General features: G+C 40.9%; 20 protein-coding genes. 1 reads left to right on the forward strand and 19 read right to left on the reverse strand.

From position 1 onward, the window contains the following. Positions 1–5 precede the first annotated feature (5 nt). From ACQKL0_RS03425 to ACQKL0_RS03485, 13 genes are all read right to left on the reverse strand, one after another. Entirely contained in the window at positions 6–575 is a 570-nt protein-coding gene (locus ACQKL0_RS03425) for a sulfurtransferase TusA family protein (protein ID WP_427686308.1), read from the reverse strand. A gap of 52 nt (positions 576–627) precedes the next feature. Beyond that, positions 628–924, reverse strand: coding sequence for a rhodanese-like domain-containing protein (locus ACQKL0_RS03430; protein ID WP_402875408.1), 297 nt, complete (start codon positions 922–924; stop codon positions 628–630). A gap of 19 nt (positions 925–943) precedes the next feature. After that, positions 944–1,309 carry a rhodanese-like domain-containing protein gene (locus ACQKL0_RS03435; RefSeq protein ID WP_402956507.1) on the reverse strand — a complete coding sequence of 122 codons (366 nt, stop codon included), beginning with the start codon at positions 1,307–1,309 and terminating at the stop codon, positions 944–946. Between the two features lie 20 nt (positions 1,310–1,329). After that, positions 1,330–1,809: a DsrE/DsrF/DrsH-like family protein gene (locus tag ACQKL0_RS03440; RefSeq protein WP_427686311.1), complete on the reverse strand. Its 480-nt coding sequence runs from the start codon at positions 1,807–1,809 to the stop codon at positions 1,330–1,332. A gap of 164 nt (positions 1,810–1,973) precedes the next feature. Then, entirely contained in the window at positions 1,974–2,234 is a 261-nt protein-coding gene (locus tag ACQKL0_RS03445) for a metal-sensitive transcriptional regulator (RefSeq protein ID WP_402956433.1), read from the reverse strand. Between the two features lie 208 nt (positions 2,235–2,442). Beyond that, on the reverse strand, positions 2,443–3,189 hold the full coding sequence (gene pssA, locus ACQKL0_RS03450) for a CDP-diacylglycerol--serine O-phosphatidyltransferase (RefSeq protein WP_402875403.1): 747 nt from the start codon (positions 3,187–3,189) through the stop codon (positions 2,443–2,445). Positions 3,190–3,478: 289 nt separating this feature from the next. Then, on the reverse strand, positions 3,479–5,092 hold the full coding sequence (locus tag ACQKL0_RS03455; protein WP_427686313.1) for a long-chain-fatty-acid--CoA ligase: 1,614 nt from the start codon (positions 5,090–5,092) through the stop codon (positions 3,479–3,481). Between the two features lie 42 nt (positions 5,093–5,134). Continuing rightward, positions 5,135–5,539 carry a PaaI family thioesterase gene (locus ACQKL0_RS03460; RefSeq protein ID WP_427686315.1) on the reverse strand — a complete coding sequence of 135 codons (405 nt, stop codon included), beginning with the start codon at positions 5,537–5,539 and terminating at the stop codon, positions 5,135–5,137. Positions 5,540–5,703: 164 nt separating this feature from the next. Beyond that, on the reverse strand, positions 5,704–6,852 hold the full coding sequence (locus ACQKL0_RS03465) for an acyl-CoA dehydrogenase family protein (RefSeq protein ID WP_427686317.1): 1,149 nt from the start codon (positions 6,850–6,852) through the stop codon (positions 5,704–5,706). Positions 6,853–6,958: 106 nt separating this feature from the next. Beyond that, positions 6,959–8,131: a thiolase family protein gene (locus ACQKL0_RS03470; RefSeq protein ID WP_402991968.1), complete on the reverse strand. Its 1,173-nt coding sequence runs from the start codon at positions 8,129–8,131 to the stop codon at positions 6,959–6,961. A 57-nt stretch (positions 8,132–8,188) separates the two neighbouring features. Next, on the reverse strand, positions 8,189–9,466 hold the full coding sequence (locus tag ACQKL0_RS03475; protein ID WP_402875396.1) for an MFS transporter: 1,278 nt from the start codon (positions 9,464–9,466) through the stop codon (positions 8,189–8,191). A 320-nt stretch (positions 9,467–9,786) separates the two neighbouring features. Then, positions 9,787–11,397, reverse strand: a complete 1,611-nt coding sequence (locus tag ACQKL0_RS03480; protein WP_402875392.1) for a long-chain-fatty-acid--CoA ligase — start codon at positions 11,395–11,397, stop codon at positions 9,787–9,789. Positions 11,398–11,742: 345 nt separating this feature from the next. Beyond that, positions 11,743–12,924 (reverse strand): thiolase family protein, encoded by a 1,182-nt coding sequence (locus ACQKL0_RS03485; protein ID WP_427686320.1) that lies wholly within the window; start codon positions 12,922–12,924, stop codon positions 11,743–11,745. A 344-nt stretch (positions 12,925–13,268) separates the two neighbouring features. On the opposite strand from ACQKL0_RS03485, the gene ACQKL0_RS03490 reads away from it, so the two are divergent. Continuing rightward, positions 13,269–13,688, forward strand: a complete 420-nt coding sequence (locus ACQKL0_RS03490; protein WP_402875388.1) for an Hsp20/alpha crystallin family protein — start codon at positions 13,269–13,271, stop codon at positions 13,686–13,688. A gap of 58 nt (positions 13,689–13,746) precedes the next feature. Here the strand turns inward: ACQKL0_RS03490 and ACQKL0_RS03495 are convergent, their stop codons facing one another. From ACQKL0_RS03495 to ACQKL0_RS03520, 6 genes are all read right to left on the reverse strand, one after another. Then, entirely contained in the window at positions 13,747–16,881 is a 3,135-nt protein-coding gene (locus ACQKL0_RS03495; protein ID WP_427686322.1) for an AAA family ATPase, read from the reverse strand. Then, a complete protein-coding gene (locus tag ACQKL0_RS03500) occupies positions 16,878–18,023 on the reverse strand; it encodes an exonuclease SbcCD subunit D (protein ID WP_427686324.1) in 1,146 nt (381 codons plus the stop codon). Before ACQKL0_RS03500 ends, ACQKL0_RS03495 begins: the two co-directional genes overlap by 4 nt. 140 nt (positions 18,024–18,163) lie before the next feature. Then, on the reverse strand, positions 18,164–18,592 hold the full coding sequence (locus ACQKL0_RS03505) for a DUF2621 domain-containing protein (RefSeq protein ID WP_402956425.1): 429 nt from the start codon (positions 18,590–18,592) through the stop codon (positions 18,164–18,166). Between the two features lie 84 nt (positions 18,593–18,676). Next, the gene (locus ACQKL0_RS03510) at positions 18,677–18,982 is read right to left on the reverse strand and encodes a DUF3219 family protein (protein WP_402956423.1); all 306 of its coding nucleotides are present in this window, start codon (positions 18,980–18,982) and stop codon (positions 18,677–18,679) included. Between the two features lie 123 nt (positions 18,983–19,105). Next, entirely contained in the window at positions 19,106–19,333 is a 228-nt protein-coding gene (locus tag ACQKL0_RS03515; RefSeq protein WP_402991956.1) for a sulfurtransferase TusA family protein, read from the reverse strand. Positions 19,334–19,366: 33 nt separating this feature from the next. Then, entirely contained in the window at positions 19,367–20,419 is a 1,053-nt protein-coding gene (locus tag ACQKL0_RS03520) for a YeeE/YedE thiosulfate transporter family protein (protein WP_427686325.1), read from the reverse strand. Positions 20,420–20,558: the final 139 nt, after the last annotated feature.

Below are 20,558 nucleotides of genomic sequence, written 5' to 3' on the forward strand. Positions count from 1 at the left end.
TTTTATTACTTCACTGACTTTTCTGTCGGACCATTCCATTGGCTCATGCCAGGCATAACATTGATTACTTGTTTAAATCCTGATTCAGTTAGTTTTTGCGCAGCTAGGTCACTTCTGCTCCCAGTACGGCAAACCACGTATATCTCGGATTCTTTATCCAATTCACTTAGACGGCCATCCAATTCACCAAGGGGAAGGGATTGTGCCGTGGGAATGTGTTCAAAAGCAAACTCTGCTGATTCTCGTACATCCAGTACGACGATATTCTGTTTGGCTTCCAGATTTTGTTGAAGCTCCTCATTAGAAATGACGTTCGGGTGTCTCTTTTCCATACTTTCTTCTCCGCTTGACTTACGAAGGTAATGTTTCAAAACCGTTCCTTCTTCGACTGTACCTAAATATTGATGACCTGTACTCTCTGCCCAAGCTTTCATGTCGGCCGTTGAACCTTTATCCGTTGCTTGGACTTCCAATACTTCACCGGACTCCAAGGCATTTAAAGCCTTTTTGGTTTTGACAATGGGCATCGGACATGCTAATCCTCTTGCATCTAAAACAGAATTTGTTTTAATCATGTTTCTTCCTCCTCGATTTATACTGCATGGGGTATTTAACTATTCAAAAAAATTACGCGGTTGGTCCGTTCCAGGCAAGCATTCCGCCTGTCATATTGATTACTTGATACCCATGATCCTCAAGTAGTTTTACGGCCTTTGAACTTCTACCACCAGAGCGGCAGACCATGATATATTCTTTTGACTTGTCCAGATCTTGCATCTTGAATTCTATTAGTCCTAAAGGTATATGCATGGCAGATGGGATTTTACCCGTTTTCACTTCATCCACTTCACGTACATCGATAATATTCACTGGTGCCTTTTGATTTAAAAGAGTTTCGACTTCCTGTGTTGAAATTTCCTTCATAGCAGACTTCCTCCTTTTATTAGTGCCAAGCACTCATTCCGCCTTTAACATTCGTGATTTCTATGAATCCCATTTTTTTCAATAACTTACTTGCCTTACTGCTTCTCATACCACTTTGGCAGATTACGAAAACTTCTTGGTCTTTAGAGAGTTCTTTCACTCTATTTTGCAGTTCGTATAAGGGAATGTTTTTAAATCCCTTGATATGTTTTCCCCTAAACTCATTAGGCGTCCGGACATCAATATATTGCTTACTTTGATTATTTAATTGTGTTCTTAATTCGATCGTAGTAATCTGTTTAATCCCTTTTGCCGGAATAAATCGTTGATACAAGAACCAGACGATTATAGCAATCATGAGGATATTTAATAGTGTACCCAATATAGCTTGATTCCTCCCTTACCTTAGATAAATAAGTTGACGTTACCATTTTCTGCGTCAGCTAAATAAGCAGCCACACCCGCATATTCAATGCCTTCTAGTAATTCCTCTTGCTGCAAACCAAGTAAATCCATGGTCATCGTACAAGCGATCAGTTTCACTTCTTGTTCTTGGGCCATTCCAATTAAACTGGGGAGGGACATGGCATTATGTTTTTTCATGACATGCTTGATCATCTTAGGACCCATGCCTGCAAAGTTCATGTTGGATAATCCCATTTTATCTGCACCACGCGGCATCATTTTTCCAAACATCTTTTCAAGGAAGCCTTTTTTCAATGTCAATGGCTCATCTTTTCGTAATGCATTCAACCCCCAGAATGTATGGAAAATGGTCACTTCATGATCATAAGCCGCCGCTCCATTTGCAATAATGTAAGCAGCCATTGCCTTATCATAGTCTCCACTAAATAAAATGATCGTCGTTTTTTTCTGTTCTGTCATTAGTATTTCCCCCTGTATTCAAATTACCCTATTGGGTATATTTTTTAAAAAATTTACCTGCTCCCGTTATACACCCAGGGGTATATATGAGACAAAAAAATAATAGTAGTCAACCCACTTGAGAGCTGGACAGTCTACATAATTGCGTTATTTATTGGGCTATATTATCTACTTTTGATTAGTAATTCAACAGCTTCTTTGACAAGGCTATCTGTATCTTCGCCTTTCATGACATTCTCCCTCACACATTGTTCCAGATTTGCGCTAACAATGACTCCCATCGTCCTATCAATCGCATTTCGAGCTGCTGATAACTGAGTGACGATATCTCTACAGTCCTTGCCATGTTCCATCATGCCTAGCACACCTTTAATCTGGCCTTCAATTCGTCTTAACCGATTGATGACGCTTTTATCGTATTCCATGATCTATACCCACCCACCTATCTATATAGACAAACAAAGAACCTGTGGAACAACTTATATCCCAATAATATACCTGCAGGGGTATAATGTCAAACTAAATTCTTTCACTTTTATTTCGAACAAAAACTAAAGACTAGACGGTTTCTTGTTATCGAAAAAAAGGGCCATCCCAGAAGTCATTATCCATGCCTTTTGGGACAGCGCCTTTTTATTGTTTCATCCTTTTCTTACGAATCACTTTGATTTTTTGCTTTTTAACTTTCTTTTTGTTTGGGAATTTTGGTTCTTTTTCTTTTATATATCTCACCACAATTAACAATATATAGGTTCCTAATGCAATATAGAAAGATATCGGAACAGATTCAAATTTAGATTTAGCCACTAAATAAAATGAATAGAATAAAAACAAGGTAATAAGAACACTATTCTTCGGTCTGCCAACTTTTTTGAAGCTTGGGATTTTCATTGTACTTACCATCAATATACACAGTCCATAATACAGGATAATAAATATCCATAATGGTACGGATCCTGAAAACAAGACGAAAAAAGCCACAATTCCGCCTGCTAATGTGATGGGAACCCCTTTAAAGTATTTTACAGATTCCGCTTGATCGGTAATGTTAAACCTGGCCAATCGGTATGCACCGAATAGAGGGAACAAACCGGCGATTAGCATCCCAACTTGTCCAAAGTCGTTGAAATATGTATGTATGGCTAAAAAGGCGGGGGCTACTCCAAAAGATACGATATCGGCAAGTGAATCCAATTCTTTCCCCATCTCATTAGATACCCCAAGGATCCTTGCCACCCTGCCATCCAATGCATCCAGCATTAACGCGATAAAAATCAATATCGTCGCATTTCTTAAATCACCAGTAATAATACATCCTATCGCTAAGAACCCACATAATAGATTTCCCAAAGTCAGCATATTAGGTATATGTTTTTTCATCCTACACTTCCTTAATTCCTAAATTAAACTTTCCTTTGCTTTTACATTGATTTGAAAAAGCTTAACTTGTTCTCCTCTAATTATAACTTCATACCAGTATTATGGCTAAGATTATATTTACAAGTCCCTCTATTCCCAATTATAGGTTTCCAGGCACTATTCTTAAATATATTCTTAGTAATAAAAAATAGGACATAAACAATGATGAACATCGTCTTGTCCTTAATGTAGAATATGTAGTACGACCAAAATTTTTCAGGATTGTGAATCGTGCGGAAAGTGTAAAGGCCTATCGACGATAAGTCCTTAAACTATTTGTCCTCTTGCCTTCTTCCTCAACCAAAACCCGTCGTAAAATTTTCCCGACCGCTGACTTCGGCATAAGTTCCCTAAACTCTATCACTCGTGGAACCTTATATTTAGCCAAACGTTCATTGCAGAACTTTATGATATCCTGTTCTGTTGCAATTACCCCTTTCTTTAGCACGATTATAGCTTTGACGGTTTCCCCGCGATAGGTATCCGGAATGCCAAATACGCAAGCTTCTTCCACTCCGGGATGCTGATAAATGACTTCCTCTACTTCAATCGGATAAATATTATAGCCGCTTGCAATGATTAGCTCTTTTTTCCTGCCCACAATAAAGAAATACCCTTCTTCATCCATTGTGGCTATGTCTCCGGTATATAACCAACCCTCCCTTAATGCCATTGAAGTTTCCTCTAGATTTCCCCAATACCCCTTCATCACCTGTGGACCCTTAATGATTAGTTCCCCTGCCTGATTGTACGGCAGCACCGCTTTCCCCGTTTCGATATCGACGATTTTGGCATCAGTGTTAGGATAGGGAATACCAATGCTTCCTATCTTTCTTTGACCTTTTACTGGGTTTCGATGGGTGGTAGGTGAAGTTTCCGACATGCCAAAGCCTTCTGATACTGACACACCGAATTTACGCTCAAATTGATGGATAACTTCCACTGGAAGGGGCGCCGAGCCACAGCTGCAGTATTTAAAACTGCTGAGATCTTGCGCTGTCAAATCCGGATGATTTAGTAAAGCGATATACATGGTAGGAACACCTGGAAAAATGGTCGGTCTATGTTTTCTAATCAAATCGACGACCTTGTTTATTTCAAATCTCTCTAGAGTGATGTACGTTGCTCCCGCATAAACGGCACTGTTCATCCTGCCATTACCGAATACATGAAACAGTGGCGTCAATCCAAGCATCCGCTCACCCGGTTTTTGCAGTTGAAGGGCGTTTGCTGTATAGGTAAAATCTTGTATGACATTGGCAATCAGGTTGAAATGAGTGAGCATGACCCCTTTGGCTCTTCCTGTGGTTCCTCCTGTATATTGAAGTAACGCAATATCTTCTTTTGGATTAATATCCAGCTCAGGAAGTTCATTTTCCTCTTCTGCTATCCATGAATAGTAGCTGTCTTCCTGCAATTTATTTGCTGAAATAATCGTGAGCATATCTGCCAAACCAGTTTGTACTATCTTTTTCTTTTGTTCATCATTTCCAATCAACCATGTGGCATTGGAATCCCGTAATATATAGGCTAGTTCATTTGCCTTATACATCGGGTTCACTTGTACCACCACGCCTCCCAAACGGTGGATAGCATAATAGGCAATGATGTATTCTATACAATTGGGTAACATCAATGCGCTTCTATCCTCTTTTTTTAATCCCCACTTGTTTAATGAACCTGCAAAACAATCAATTTTTCTCTTCAATTCCAAATAAGAAAGTTCCCTTTCTCCATCAATAACAGCTTTGGTGGATGGGTATTGTCGTGCCGAATGGTCCAATATTTCGTATATAGACATTAAAGGAATTTCTACCTCAAAGGGGGTATCTTCCGGATAAGATTTCTGCCACACTCTATTCATCGGCTTCACTCCTTCTTCTTTTTCCACCGCCAATCACTATTTTCATTCATCTCGAATCAATTTGAATACCCCCGTACCTTTTGCAATGAGATTTCCAGCGGAATCTTTAATTTCTCCTTCTGCAAAAGCGGTTTTGTACCCCTCCTGAAGAATCTTGGCTTCCGCATATATTTCTCCTGATGACAGGCTGCCGAGATAATGAACAGTCAAGCTCGTCGTTACAACACGTGCTTTAGTCAGAGAACGAATCACTATCCCAAGAATCGTGTCAAGCATGGTCGCATGAATGCCTCCGTGAAGCGTTCCATTTATATTAAGCATATGTTTCTCGATATTTAATTTCAGACGGACATTTCCTTCTTCAAATTGAATGACTTCAAATCCAATATATGCAAAGAATGGACTGCTCTCGAATTGGTTGCGAATATCCTCCACGTTAGTAGTCAATTTTCACTTTCCCCCTCATGATTTCCGCTTCATCAAAAAACAAAATCCTATTGCCTTCTACGTTTGGAACTGGACAGATTCCCGTACAAATGTCCAGCCCGCTTTCCTGAGATGCAGTCCTGATTGAATGCGCTCTTACATTATTTGATTCTAAAAAACACGAATCAATACTCATCCAATATATTTCTGGCAATGATAAGCCGTTGAACTTCGTTTGTTCCTTCATAGATCTTTGTAATGCGAGCATCGCGATAAAAGCGTTCCACTGGATATTCTGCCATATACCCCATACCCCCGTGAATTTGAACCGCCTTATCTGCTACTCTATTAAAAACGTCAGAAGCGAACAGTTTGGCCATGGAAGCCTCTTTAATTACTTTTTTCCCTTCATCAATCTTTTGTGCTGCCATCATCGTCAACGCTTTTGCGGCTTCTGTTTCTGTTGCCATATCCGCTAGCATCCATTGTATGGCTTGATTATCAGCAATTGGTTTACCGAATTGAATCCGCTCTTTTGCATATTTGGTAGATAGCTCGATTAATTTGCCGCATGATCCTACCGCTCTTGCGGCAAGTCCGACACGTCCTTCCCCTAATATTCTAAGAGCTGATATATACCCCATGCCCACTTCACCAATGACATTTTCTTCAGAAATGATACAATTTTCAAAAATGACCTGAGATGTATACGAACCTCTTAATCCCATTTTCTTGTCCTTTTTACCGACAGTGACCCCAGGGAAATTTCTTTCTACCAAAAAGGCAGTGATCCCGCCTTTTGCCCCCTTATCTTTATCCGTTAACGCAAAAACTGTGTAAACATCAGCAATCGGTCCATTGGTGATGAAATGCTTTGTACCATTCATCACCCAATAATCGCCCTTTTTCTCTGCAGTCGTCGCCAAATTGGTCGCATCCGAACCTGCACCAGGTTCGGATAAAGCGAAAGCGGCTATTTTATTACCCGCTGCCATCTCAGGCAGATATTTATTTTTCAACTGTTCAGATGCAAGCTTTACCAGGCCCGTGCTTCCAATACCGGTATGAGCACTTATTAACGAAACAAACCCATTGTGCGTTCTGCCTAACTGCTCTAATACCGTCGCCTTTTCTACTGTATTCAAACCAATTCCACCGTATTGTTCCGGTATGCTAATCCCAAATAATCCGAGTTCTTTGGACATTTCAACAAGATGTTGTGGGATGAGATCCTCTTCTTCAATTTGTTGGGCTAGAGGCTCTACTTCCTTTTCAACAAAATTCCGAATCATTGCTTTCATTTGTTCCATTTCTTTCGTTAAAGTAATGGTCATAATTCAAATGCCTCCTAATAGTGGATTTTTTTAATTCGTCTGATTCGCAAATGGAACAATTCTATTAAAAAAATGCTAGTGAATTTCCTTCCGAATTTAAGAAAAATCAACCTTCCCGTTCTAAGATTGTGGCAATTCCTTGCCCACCACCAATGCACGCCGTAATGAGAGCATATCTTCCTTCAGATCGTTTCAATTCATGGGCCGCTTTCGTGATCAGAATTGCACCTGTGGCACCAAGTGGATGTCCGTGAGAAATCGCCCCTCCATTCACATTCACTTTGGCTGGATCCATTTCCAATTCCCGATTACAGGCAATTACTTGCGACGCAAAAGCCTCATTAATTTCGATAATATCCATATCGTTTAGCGAGAGCCCTGATTTTTCCATGACCTTTCTTACTGCTGGAACCGGTCCGATTCCCATGATGTTGGGATCGACACCAGCAACCGCGTGTGCTCTAATCACCGCTAGAGGTTTAATTCCCAATTCATCTGCTTTCTCCCTAGACATAATGACAAGAGCAGACGCCGCATCATTTAAACCCGAACTGTTTCCGGCCGTTACGGAGCCACCTTCAAGGAATGCAGGAGGAAGTTTCGCTAGCGCTTCTTTGGTTACTTGCGGACGTGGATGTTCATCTACTTTGAATCCTACCGGCTCTCCATTTCGAACCGGGATGTTCACTGAAACAATTTGTTCAGTAAAGCGTCCCTCTTCCATCGCTCTCGCCATCTTTTTCTGGCTCTCAATGGCGAACTCATCTTGTTCTTCCCGGCTGATCTCATATTTTGCAACTAAATTTTCGGCGGTAATTCCCATCGGTGGATTGCCTACCTCTTTTGGAGATAACTGAGATTTCCTGAAATTTGGTGGAGAAGAGCTATATGGTTTATCCGGACGATCCATCAAATAAGGAGCCCGGCTCATGCTCTCAACTCCTCCAGCGATATATACGTCCCCATCACCCGCCCAGATTGCTTGTGCAGCCAAATTGACCGCATTGATTCCGGACCCACATTGGCGATCGACCGTTAAACCCGGTAATTGCATGGAAAGACCTGTCTGAAGGGCGGTTAATCGAGCGATATTGCCTCCTCCGCTTAAAACATTCCCCATGATGACATCGTCCACCATTTCAGGAGCTACATTTGCGCGTTTCAATGCCTCTTTTACCACTTCTGCCCCAAATACGTGTGCGGGTACTGTCGCTAGTGCGCCCCCTTGCTTCCCAATCGCCGTTCTTACTGCTGAAACAATGACAGCCTCTCTATTCACATCTATATTCATTTCCTCATCCGCTCCTTTTTTATATTTTTTGGATGCTGGTAACCCTTATGAAGATTTCAAATCATAATCTTCTGTTGGTCTGATTTCCTGCCCATCTTTTGACTTAGTTGGCTTAACGAACATGGCAAACAATAAGCCGAATACCAGAACAAGGGCAGCCATGAACAAAATGGACAAGTTATAGCCTAGTATTTTATTCCCCGCCGCTAAACTAATGATATAACCCGTTAGTAGAGGAGCTACAATGCCTGCAAGATTGCCTGAAGACGTTAAGATACTTGTCATCAGTCCGCCGCGTTCACGCATTTCATTGATCATGATCGTTGGTCCAATCGGTAATATGGAATAGGTGAGACCTTTAGCCAAGCACATTGCAAAAATCACCCAAATTGGATTTTGAAAGACCATGATGGAAGATAGGAATAGTGAACCCATGATCATTGCTCCAGCTACAACCAAGACCCTGGATGAACGCCAATTCTGATTTTTCTTGAATAAGTAATCCGATAACATGGAAACACCCATATAAATACATACGGAAATGACTCCAATGATTGCTATGCTCGTGCCCATCTGTCCGGGTGTCATATTTACGACTTCCACTAAATAAATCGGTAACCAAACGGAAAACCAGACGACCAGAATATACGTTGAGAAATATGCGAGTGTCGTAAATAAAGCGGTTGGAGACGCTAAAAGCACGAGAAAGTCTTTCAGTTTGAATTTCTCCATCTTTTCTTTCTTTTTCTTCTGGACCTTCTCATATACTTGAACGGGATTTTCCTTCGTTAAAAATTGAAATAAGAAGAACCAGACAAGGCTTGCTACTCCAAGACTAGCAAAGGCCACTTTCCATCCAAAAATGGTAATCATGGAAACAAGAAGCGGTGCAACAATCATCGCACCAACCGTTCCCCCTCCCACTACAACCGAGTTGGCTAATCCCCGTTGTTTCGGGGGGAACCACTTATCCGCATGGCTATAAGCAATAGGGCTATATGGCCCTTCGAATGCCCCAAGTAAGATTCTATAAATAATTAATAGTGGCAAAGCAGCAATGGCCAAAACACCAAATTGTAAAACAGTCCATGTCAGCATGATGAACCCCAGTACTTTCTTGGCCCCGAGCTTATCAGCCCATGCGGCTCCAAAAATGCCCGTTACAGGATAGAGCCAATAATAACTGCTTCCTACAAGTCCCCATTCGGCATAGGAAAGATCGAATTCCTTCATGATTGGCACAGCGGCCAGTCCGATTATTGATTTATCAGCAAAGTTAATGACCGCTCCGAGGAATAATAGAGAAAGAACAAACCAACGCATGTGAATCCCCTCGTTTCTTTGTGAATAGATAGTCTTATAGTCTTGGTGGTTGAATTATCGCTTCTGATGGTCGAATTACTTGCTACCATGGTTGAATTATCTGGCTGTGTGGTCGAATTAATGCCTTTCTTGGTTGAATTCCATTACGAAACTAGGAATCTCATTAGAACCTCCAGTCACATATAGCAGTAGTACCTGGCCACTGAGGAATGAAGAACATTCATCTTCGAAAAAAGCATATCTTCCGACTTCCCGATTTCCTCCACTGGAATGCTATTGATTCTTGCTTCCACTACCTCCATTAAAAAGCTGGATCCGCTTCAATCCTTCTTTGTCCTCTTTTCCAGTTCCTCTTTTATAAGCAACCTTTTTAATAGTTTGCCAACGGTGTTTCGCGGCAGTTCCTCCCTTACTTCAAATTGCTTCGGAACCTTATAGGGTGTCAGCTGGGTATAGCAATATCCTTCAATTTCCTCAAGGTCAATGTTGGCATCCTTCATTGGAACAATGAATGCCTTTACGACCTCTCCTAATTCTTTATGCGGTATCCCCACCACAGCCGCCTCCTGAATATCCGGGTGCTGATAAAGGACACCTTCCACCTCTTGCGGATATATATTAAACCCGCTAATAATGATCATTTCTTTTTTTCTGCCGACAATGTAGAAATACCCCTCTTCATCCACTGAAGCAAGATCGCCTGTATACAACCAGCCATTTTGGAGAGCTTTTCTCGTTTCCACCTCGTTATTCCAATATCCCTTCATAATTTGTGGGCCTTTTATAAGCAGCTCTCCCACCCCTTTGGATGGCACTTCATTATTGTCCGCGTCTACGATCATACAATCGGTTCTAGGAAAAGGAATGCCGACACTCCCGATTTTCCTTTTACCTAAGGGCGGATTACGATGTGTGGAAGGAGAGGCTTCTGATAACCCAAAACCTTCTCCTATAGAAGCACCTGTCAGCTTCTCGAATCGATTAATGACTTCAACTGGCATGGGTGCTGAGCCACAAGAACAATTTTTCAGACAATCCAGTCCATATTTTTCGATTTCAGGATGATTGACGAACGCATTGTACATCTTTGGAACGCCTGGAAAAAAAGTCGGACGGTACTTTTGAATATTCATTAGTACATTTTGAATCTCGAATTTAGGAAATAATAGAATGGCAGCTCCAATATAAATTCCGAGATTCATGGCACTTGTCATCGCGTAAACATGATAAAGCGGTGTCGCTGCCAGCACGACTTCCTTTCCGGGCACCATCAAATCCCCATACATTTCAGAGCTCTGTATAACATTGGAAGTCAGATTGTAATGGGTAAGCATCGCTCCCTTCATTTTCCCCGTCGTCCCTCCCGTATACTGGATGACCGCAATATCTTCAAGAGGATTTATCGTTTCAACTTCCTTGATTTTTTCTCCATTTTCTATCAAAGAACGTAGGGATAGGCCGTCTAATTGGTCATCGTCCGTCTTCATGCAGATTGAAAAATCATATATCGCTTTTGTTTCTTCAATGGTAGTAGCGGCCAATTGGTCATACACAATATATAGAGCATTAGAATCCACTAATATTTGGAGCAGTTCCCTAGGCTTATACATAGGGTTCAGTTGAACAACAATGAGTCCCAGCGCTTGTGCAGCGTAATAACTGATGATGAAATAAGGATGGTTGGCCATCATAAGGCCAATTCTTTCACCTTTCACGAACCCCATTTCTTTCCACTTACCTGCAAGTTTATCTACCTGTGATTTCAGGCTTTTATAATCCATGAGATGGTCTTCAAAAATAATGGCTGTATGATCAGGGAATTTCTTTGCTGATTGGTCCAGTAGTGTATAGACGGAAATTTCCGGTAGAAGTAATGACGACATTCCTTCTGCATACCATTGCTCCCATGGTTGTTTTACTGTTTTTCGCACCTTTAACCCCTCCATTTTTCTCAAATCCGATTCTTCTACATATGGTTTACACATATAACAATGCAAGTTTCATGCCAAATCACACACTGGGGAAACAGCTAATTTTTTTGAGTGATCAAATTCATTTTTGAATCTTACTCGTTATAAAGCCTTTGTTTTAAAGGATTCATCCATAAACTGATAATTCATTTTTGAATTTTTCTCATTTACCAGAAAATCAAAAAACCCAACCTTCTACAATAAGGATGGGTTTACTAGCATATTAAGAGAGAATGCAGGTATAATCGGTGGCTAAGTTTTGTGTTTTAATGAGTTAAGCTTAGTGAAGAGTTTTTCAAATCCCTATTAAGCCAATTCCAATAAAATGGCCATCCCTTGTCCACCGCCAATACATAGGGTTGCCATTCCGTATTTCTCTTGGCGCCGTTGCATCTCGTGAATTAATTTGGTCATGATAATCGCCCCCGTTGCCCCTAGTGGATGGCCTAATGCAATGGCTCCACCGTTGACATTGACATTACCAGGATCTAGCTTGGCTTCCCGTATAACAGCCAATGATTGTGATGCGAATGCCTCATTCAACTCGAACAGTCCGATATCTTCAACTGCCAGTCCAGTCTTTTTCAATAGGTTCTCGATCGCGGGAACGGGACCGATTCCCATATAACGTGGATCGACACCAGCTGTAGACCAGTTTACAATCTTGGCAATCGGTTTGATATCAAGATTAAAAGCCTTTTCGCGGGTCATCAAAACTAAAGCACTGGCACCATCATTACGGCCACAGGCATTACCAGCCGTGACTGTTCCATCACTTTTGAAGACGGGCTTCAAATGGGACAGTTTTTCTATCGATGTTTCTCTTGGGTGCTCGTCCACTTGAAATACTGTTGTCCTTTTCCTAGTCTTTATTTCAACCGGAACGATTTGAGATTCGAAGGAACCAGACTCAATCGCCTTTCTTGCCCTTCTTTGGCTTTCTACAGCAAAGGCGTCCTGGGCTTCCCGGGAAATTTGGTAGGTTTCCGCTACGTTTTCTGCTGTTATCCCCATCCCCAAATCTTTTCCATACACTTCGGTTGGCTGCTGTCCATTTTCAAGATTAGAATCAACTAGATGAGGGTTTCCTTCTCCAAATCGTGAATTTCTGAGGTAAATGGGGGCTCTACTCATATTTTCCGCTCCACCTGCCACGACAATATCATCCGGATTAAAAGCTAGATGCTGAACACCGGAAATCACTGCCTGTATGCCTGAAGCACATAGGCGGTTTACTGTATAAGCCGAAGCTTCAGGAGGGATACCCGCTCTTAACGCGGCAACACGTGCTAGATTTGAAGATTCGGTCGACTGGCGCACTTCACCAAAAATCACTTCATTTATCTGCTCGGGTGCCAGACCTGCTCTCTCGATTGCATCCTTAATGACCGTTGCCGCTAGATGACCCGCTTGTACATCTTTTAGTTGTCCTCCCATTTTACCTATAGCCGTACGGTTCGCACTTACAATGACAAATTCATGTTCCATTCCAGTTCCTCCTAGCTTCTTAAAGAAAAAAAGGAAAGCAGGTCAAACTGCTCTCCTCGATTTTTCTGTTTATACTGTTATCTTCTTCATGAACGAGTCTAAATCCTCTTTAGTTTCGTGCATTAATTTTGCTTGTATCGATTAATGGTTTTGCCAGCACCAATTTTATCGGTCTTCACTTCGTATGGCGTAAAAATAATAATCATTGCACTGAAAGAAAATCACCGTTGTGTTTGTATCTAATCCACATATATTTTAGTTAAGTTAGAAAGTTTTCCTAATTATCACCATTTTCGATACTTCCAACATATAATACAAACAAAGGCAAAACCGGGGGTATCCACATGCAAGATAAACTACATGATGTACAGATGAATGAGGTAAAGGTTTTTGATGAATGGGTGAAAAAGTTTTTTCTTAATCCGGAGACAAGTAAATTGGACCATCAATTATTTACAATTGACATTTACGAAAGTGATGACGAGTATATGGTGGAAGCAATATTGGAAAACCATGAAGCAAAGGATATTAAAGTGCGTTTAAAAGATAACGAAATTTTGATTACCGTTGAAAAGCCTCACAAACCTTTTCAAAAGCTATTTCATAAAGATAAAGCGATTACATCACCTACACAACGAAAAATTTCTTTCCCTTTTTCCATCTGTTCACGAAGGATCACTGCCGAGTTTACCCACCCATCATTAGTGATTCGTATTCATAAGTATTCCCCCGGTAAAGACCAAGATAGTATTCAGATCGAATAGCTTTAAATAAAAAAGAATGGCTCCAGAAGCTACTTGCTTCCAGAGCCATTCTTTTTTATTAGCCAGCAAAATTAAATGTTGTGGTGCTTCCATTTTGAGTGGATGTGACTTGAAGCTGTGCATCGATTCGTTCTTTCAATTCAGGAACATGGGAAATGATGCCGACTAACCGTCCACTACTCTGGATATCCATTAATGCTTCAATGGCATGATCCAGTGATTCAGGATCGAGAGTACCGAAACCTTCATCTATGAACATCGTTTCCAGGGAAATTCCTCCTGCATTCTGCTGGACAATATCTGCAAGCCCAAGAGCAAGGGCAAGCGAGGCTTTAAAACTCTCTCCGCCAGAAAGCGTTTTGACATGCCTTTCCTGTCCGGTATATTGGTCATATACTGACAGCTCCAACCCACTTTGAATATTCCTGCGAGTTGGGTCAAGCTTTCGCAATAGCTGATAACGACCGCTCGTCATCTTTAACAGTCTCAGATTGGCTTCTTTTAGAATATCATCTAAAAAGGCAGCCAAGACATACCGTTCAAACGTAATTCGGAATGAATTTTGGCCTTTTGAAATCTCTGAAAGATGCCCAACGATGCTATATTTTTCATCCAGGCTTTTCTGCTCTTCTCTAATATATGCCAATTTCTGCTCGATTTCCTGGTTATTCCTTTGTTCAGCCTGTAGTTCATTCTGTGTGTGTCGCAACTTTTCCAATTCACCGTCAATGAATTCAAAGGTCTTTCTTAACCCCTCCAAGTCCGGTTTTGGTACATCTTTTAACTTCATTTCCAGATCATGAAACAAGCTAATCACACTTTGCCAATTTTGTTCGTATAATTGTACTTGTTTTTCCATAGATTCAAGCACTTCTTCAGTCCTTTTGGCTGCAGTATATTCCTTATAAGTAGCAAATCCTTGGTTGGACATTTCCACAACCAGCTTTTCACGCTCTTGATTTAATTCAAGCTTCAATGCATCTATATTTCCTGCGAACGATTCCTTTTTCGCATGGATGCCCGATTCTTTTTCTTTGACCAATTGAAGGGCTTTTTGTGCCTCTTCCAATGATTTTTGTAACTGCTTCTGCCTTCTGACTGCCAATTCAAATGCCCTTGCATATTCTACTTCAGTACGAATTCCTTCTGGTAGGGAATTCGTTAGGCCTGTAAGCTTTGTTGAATTCTCAATAAACCTGGTCTTTGTAGTATCTTCCATTTTCTCTAAAGATGCCAAGTTCTCTTTCAATTGAGTACCCTTCTCTTTTAAGGCAATCAATCGTTTCTCCAATTCGCTTCCTGCATCCTTCTTATCCATTAATGATTGTAAATGCCCTTGTAACTCTCTTCCTTTTTCCTCATACGACTTCAAGTATTCGTCGATAAGCTCGGAAGCGAACTCCGGAACGTCATTTTGTAAATCTGTGTATCTTTCATTCTTGGTGTCTGTGAGTGCCTGGAATTTCGATTCTGCCTGGTAAAATTCACTTTCAGCCTGACTTTTTTGTTTATCGGCCATTTTCACTATATTTTCCTGCTGTTTCAATTCTACATCCGATGGCATATTCTCATGCAAGAGTGCAGGCTCAGGGTGATCAATCGAACCACAGACGGGACAGTTTTCACCATCATGAAGCATGGATGCTAGCATACCAGCCTGGCCGGCACGCCAGTTTTGATTGATTTCCTCTAGTTTTTCTTTTTCCTGGAGATGATGATCGAGCATCTTTTGAAATGTAGACTTTTTATTTTCCAAGACATCCATCATGCATTTACATTCTGAATAAACAGCATGTAGCTTTCTAAGTTTTGAAAGAAGCTGTTGATTTCTTTCAAACTCCCTTTCTTTCTCTCCATAAAGGATCGCCACTTTTTCGGCTTCCGCCTTTTCAAGGCTGATTTTCTCCATGTCCGTTTCGATTCTAGCAAGCTCTGAAACATTATGTTCACGGAGTTGCTTACTTTTCTTCCACTCTGTTTCATCTAAAGTAACCTGTTCTCTAAGACTTGAATAAGTCAAAACGGCTTCTTTCACTTGTTCAAGCTGATGTACATTCCGTAATGCCTGTTCTCGATCCTCTTCCTTTTTAAGCTCTTGCTCATAAACTTCCTGTTTCTTCAGGCGCTCCTCTAACAATAGTTCGGCCTGCTTGGTTAAATTTTGAAGTTCAGACGTCACCTCTTTTACCTGTTTACCGATTCGCAAGTAATATTGCTCTTGTTTTTCTAGAGAGGCCGCTTTATGAGCCATTTTCATTTGTTCTTTTAACTCCATAATTTCCGGGCGCCTGTTTTCTAAGTCTGCTTTTTCATTTTGTAATCTGTCTTTCTCAGCAAATCTATTCAATAAATCGGCCGCTTTGGATAGCTCTTGGTTGACCTGATCACGGGCATTCTGCTTTTCCTTTAGAAGCTCACCTAAATGTTGATGCTTTTCTGTAGCCGTTGATATCACCGAATGAAGCAAAGGAAGAATTTGTTGTTCATTTGGTTCAGCTGCTTCCAATAAAGATTGAAGCTCCGCATGATCACCCGGTTTGATGCCCTTCATTAATTCAATGCGACGCTGTGCGCTTTTTTCACTTTGTTTCTTAAGAAGTGATGCTTCCTCTTTTAATCTTTCTTCTATTCTCTTATATAATTCGGTATGGAATAACTTTTGCAAAATCTGTTCCTTATCTTTACTATCAGATGTTAATAGTTTACGGAATTCATTTTGCGGAATCATCAGGATTTGCCTAAACTGGTTCGCATCCAACCCAATGAGTACTTTGATTTTCTCTTCAACCTCGCGAACATTGGCTCCCAGTAACTTTCTCCCCTCGCCTTGTACCAATTCATATAGTTCTGCTTTCGCACTAACGGTTGTGGTACCCTCTCCTGATTTCTTCTTTCGTTCCTGCTGTGGAGATCGGGTAACCAAATATGTTTTTCCACGGAGAGTGAATTGCAATGAAACCTCCGTCAAGACGTCATCCTCGGCAAATTGACTTCGTAAATCTTGTCCACTACGGTCTTCACCGCTCGCTTTCCCATATATAGCAAAGCTAATCCCATCAAAAATGGTCGTTTTCCCGGCACCGGTCTTTCCTGAAATGACAAACATGGTCCGTTCTCCCAGTGTATTAAAATCAATGATTTCCTTACCCGCATATGGACCGAATGCTTGCATCGTCAAAATATGAGGTCTCATTTCAAAGCCTCCTCTTTCTTGACAGCTTCAATGACAGAAACCATCAGTTCCTGCTTTTGAGAATCGAACTCTCTATCTGTCATCTCCTGATAAAACGTCTCAAACAAGTCTATTTCAGACTTCCTTTCATCTTTTACGGAGGAATATGATTTTTTTCGTCTCAAATCGGTCAGATCCCATTTCCGTTCCAGATGAAGCACATTCGGGTAAACTTGACGCAATCGGTTAATGGGATCGATGAGCGATCCCTCGTCATTCAAGGTAATCTTCAAATAATCGTCTACTTTTTGGTTTTGATAAAAAGTAACGTCAAGTAATTCTTTCATCGTGCCTGAAATCTCCCTCATATCATACTTAGGGGTCAGGGACCGATAGCGAATCTCAAAGTTACCATCTTCTCTCATTTCAACGATGGATAGCGACTTATTTTGTTTAGCTTCAGAAAATGAATACTTTAAAAGTGATCCGGAGTAATAAACCTTTTGATGTCGAATTGCATCCGGGCTATGTAAATGCCCAAGTGCCGTATAATCGAATGCATCGAATAAATCGGCTGTCACACAACCAGATCCACCCACTGACAGAACCCGTTCTGAATCGCTCGTTTTACCACCCAATACAAAAGCGTGTCCCACCAATACATTCGGCTCGTTTGGATTAAGCTTTTCCTCTATAGCCCCTGTTATCCTTCTCATCGCCTCTTGATGGGAATGGATGCTTTCATCCTCGAAAACGTGACGAACCGTCCCTGGTTCTGCATAAGGAACACAGTAAAAATTAACACCCTTGATATGGACTGGTTCACATGTTTTTGTCAGTTTCCCGTGAATGTATAACTGGCTATGGCGGTACCATGATGAGCCAAATGATAACCTTTCAGCCGAATCGTGGTTCCCTGATATGGCCACAATGGGGATTTTCATTTTTACATTGATCGTATAAAGAATCTCATCAAGTAGCTCAACCGCCTCAGTCGGTGGTACGGAACGGTCATAAAGATCACCGGCAATGACCACCGCATCGGGTTTTTCCTCTTCGATTATCTCAATAAATTGTAGCAGGGCATGACGTTGGTCATCCGTCATATGGACCCCGTGAACAATTTTCCCTAAATGCCAATCGGCCGTATGGATAAATTTCATCGTTTCACTCCGTCCTCGTTTTTCTTACTACTATTATATCAAATATTAAAAAGAAAGCCTTGATAGAGTACAAACGTTCTAATTATTACCACAATCCATAATAAAAAAGGCACACTCTAAAGAGTATGCCCACCCTGCCTTCAGCTAAATAAATGCTGATAGGGATCCATATTCACTTGTCGTTCCGTCAACTTTTTTTGTAAAAACTTATGATCTCGTTTGGGTGTGGCAATGATATACCCACGAATCACCAAATCTTCTGTTATATCCGGTGCCTTTTCTTTCAAAGCCAATTCACCGATTTTACCAGCGATTTTATGACGGGCCACATCACGAAAAAGTTCCGGTACAGGGCTTACTAAATCTTCAAGTAAATCCTTTTGCTGTTGTGACCATAAGTGGTTCGTTTGTTCCAAGTAATACTCTTCCCAATCCATATCTGATTTCCCGTCTTCTTTCGGGAATCTCTTTAAGAACTTCCGAAACATGAAAAAGCCACCAATGCTCATCAACGTTACTAAAAGGACTACCCAAAAAAGGATAAACCATAAAAACCAGCCTCCTAGCAAAGAACCACCTCATATGTATAAATTAATTTATCGTTACCATTATTATAGACAGTAACCCATTTCTTTACAAGGCTGGTAATGGAATCAATCTTGAGAATCTACTTCGATTAACGTAAGGGAAAAGTCTCCCACAGCATTTTCTTCATATAAATTCGTAAGCGATGTTGAATAGTTGAAGATTTCTGCCCGGTATTCTTCTCTTGTCTCAGGAATCTTTAAATCAAAAACCATTTGATAGAGCAGCGTTGTGATATCATGATACTCCTCGCTCGTTACTTTAAAATCAAAACTAATCTTTCTAAGTTCTCCGCTTTCAGGGTTCTTTATAGATTCGGCATGAAAATTTGTGACCTGCAGCGAAACATCATTCAATACAACTTCATCAACCATTTCATTAACAACTCCTTAGTATATTAGATTAAAGTTATGTTACCACTCCGACTGCTTAACGCCAACGATTTAGCTTCAAAATAAAAAAAAACGTGCTAGGGAATCCCCGGCACATTTTTTCTATTAATTCCCTTTTTTAACGATTATACGCCATTGAGCGTCATCGACTTGTTCAAATTCCGTAATTTCATGACCTTCCGTTGCAGCCCAGCGAGGGATACTTTCCGTTGCTTGGGTGCAATCGAAATTGATGATCAATTCTTCCCCTTTTGTCATACCTGCAATTGCTTCTTTAGCCTCTACTAATGGAAACGGACAAACCATTCCTGATGTCTCTAATACCTTTGCCATTTTACTCCACTCCTCTAATTAATGTGATAAAACTCAGGCAGCCTTAGATGCACTTGAACTCTTTTGCTTACGGATGATAGTGAAATAAGCCGCTACCCATGTTCCTAATAAGAAAAAGACAATCGCGACCCAGCCTTGCCACGCAAATAATGCTGAGTTAACCAGTCCATTACCTATGGTACACCCGCCGGCGATACTCGCGCCAAATCCCATAATCATTCCACCAAAAGCATTATTACGCAATGTTTTCATATCAGGCAGTCTCCAACGGAATTCCCCGCTGCCTTTGGCTGCAATGAAAGCACCCAAGAAAATGCCCAATACTAAAAATGTACCCCAATCGATGAGCGCGTCATCTCCTGTGATAAGGAACGTTAAAATATTCGCAGAAGGTGTAGTAATCCCTAAACCGAACATTCGCCCGGTCATCGCACTTAAAGGCCAAGCCACGATGGCAATAAGTCCTACCAATAATGCAGTGACAAAGGGATGCCAGCGTTTTTCAAATAAAATATGAGCCAATCCCGTTTTTTTCGGTTTCATCTTGAACATAGGAAGTTTAGGCTTTTTAAATTCCCTGATGACCAAGATACCAACTATGATTATCAAAACAATGACCAATAACCAAGGTGACACATTCAACGTTTCATGAATATACGTATCACTCGTACGATAAGAAACCAGATGATCCCCTGTAGCTTTCCACACGCCGTACTTCGTCATTGCAGCTCCAAGCATATAACCGAAGAGTGCGACCCAACTACCGATCATACCCTCTCCTGCCCGGTACCATGTTCCTGTCGCACAGCCTCCTGCAAGAACCATCCCGATACCGAATATAAAGCCTCCGAGGATGGTTCCTAACCAAGGAAAACCATCATTACCAAATTGAATGATTCCTGTATCCCGTAGTACATACACACCAACGCTTTGTATCGCAATGACAATGAACGTAGCTAAAAACATTCGCCCGTCTTTCGCTATAAGCAAATCACGATATGCACCAACAACACAGAAACGGCCTCTTTGAAGCACAAATCCTAATAGTAAACCACAAATAATCCCTAACACAATCATTTGTAACATAAACCGTTTCCTCCTTAAATAAACAACAATAATATTAATATAATATAATTCGCATGAAATTACTATGATTTTTAATGAATTTCTCCTCTAACCTAATTTTGAATAGAACAACTAAGTGTTTTTACCAAACAAAAAAACC

The sequence above is a fragment of the Peribacillus sp. NPDC097264 genome (genome assembly GCF_050277925.1).
Taxonomy (GTDB): domain Bacteria; phylum Bacillota; class Bacilli; order Bacillales; family DSM-1321; genus Peribacillus.

Coding starts and splice junctions, on each gene's coding strand:
- ACQKL0_RS03425 (WP_427686308.1), bottom strand. CDS start 575: ATGATTAAAACAAATTCTGTTTTAGATGCAAGAGGATTAGCATGTCCG.
- ACQKL0_RS03430 (WP_402875408.1), bottom strand. CDS start 924: ATGAAGGAAATTTCAACACAGGAAGTCGAAACTCTTTTAAATCAAAAG.
- ACQKL0_RS03440 (WP_427686311.1), bottom strand. CDS start 1,809: ATGACAGAACAGAAAAAAACGACGATCATTTTATTTAGTGGAGACTAT.
- ACQKL0_RS03445 (WP_402956433.1), bottom strand. CDS start 2,234: ATGGAATACGATAAAAGCGTCATCAATCGGTTAAGACGAATTGAAGGC.
- pssA (WP_402875403.1), bottom strand. CDS start 3,189: ATGAAAAAACATATACCTAATATGCTGACTTTGGGAAATCTATTATGT.
- ACQKL0_RS03455 (WP_427686313.1), bottom strand. CDS start 5,092: ATGAATAGAGTGTGGCAGAAATCTTATCCGGAAGATACCCCCTTTGAG.
- ACQKL0_RS03465 (WP_427686317.1), bottom strand. CDS start 6,852: ATGACCATTACTTTAACGAAAGAAATGGAACAAATGAAAGCAATGATT.
- ACQKL0_RS03475 (WP_402875396.1), bottom strand. CDS start 9,466: ATGCGTTGGTTTGTTCTTTCTCTATTATTCCTCGGAGCGGTCATTAAC.
- ACQKL0_RS03485 (WP_427686320.1), bottom strand. CDS start 12,924: ATGGAACATGAATTTGTCATTGTAAGTGCGAACCGTACGGCTATAGGT.
- ACQKL0_RS03490 (WP_402875388.1), top strand. CDS start 13,269: ATGCAAGATAAACTACATGATGTACAGATGAATGAGGTAAAGGTTTTT.
- ACQKL0_RS03495 (WP_427686322.1), bottom strand. CDS start 16,881: ATGAGACCTCATATTTTGACGATGCAAGCATTCGGTCCATATGCGGGT.
- ACQKL0_RS03500 (WP_427686324.1), bottom strand. CDS start 18,023: ATGAAATTTATCCATACGGCCGATTGGCATTTAGGGAAAATTGTTCAC.
- ACQKL0_RS03510 (WP_402956423.1), bottom strand. CDS start 18,982: ATGGTTGATGAAGTTGTATTGAATGATGTTTCGCTGCAGGTCACAAAT.
- ACQKL0_RS03515 (WP_402991956.1), bottom strand. CDS start 19,333: ATGGCAAAGGTATTAGAGACATCAGGAATGGTTTGTCCGTTTCCATTA.
- ACQKL0_RS03520 (WP_427686325.1), bottom strand. CDS start 20,419: ATGTTACAAATGATTGTGTTAGGGATTATTTGTGGTTTACTATTAGGA.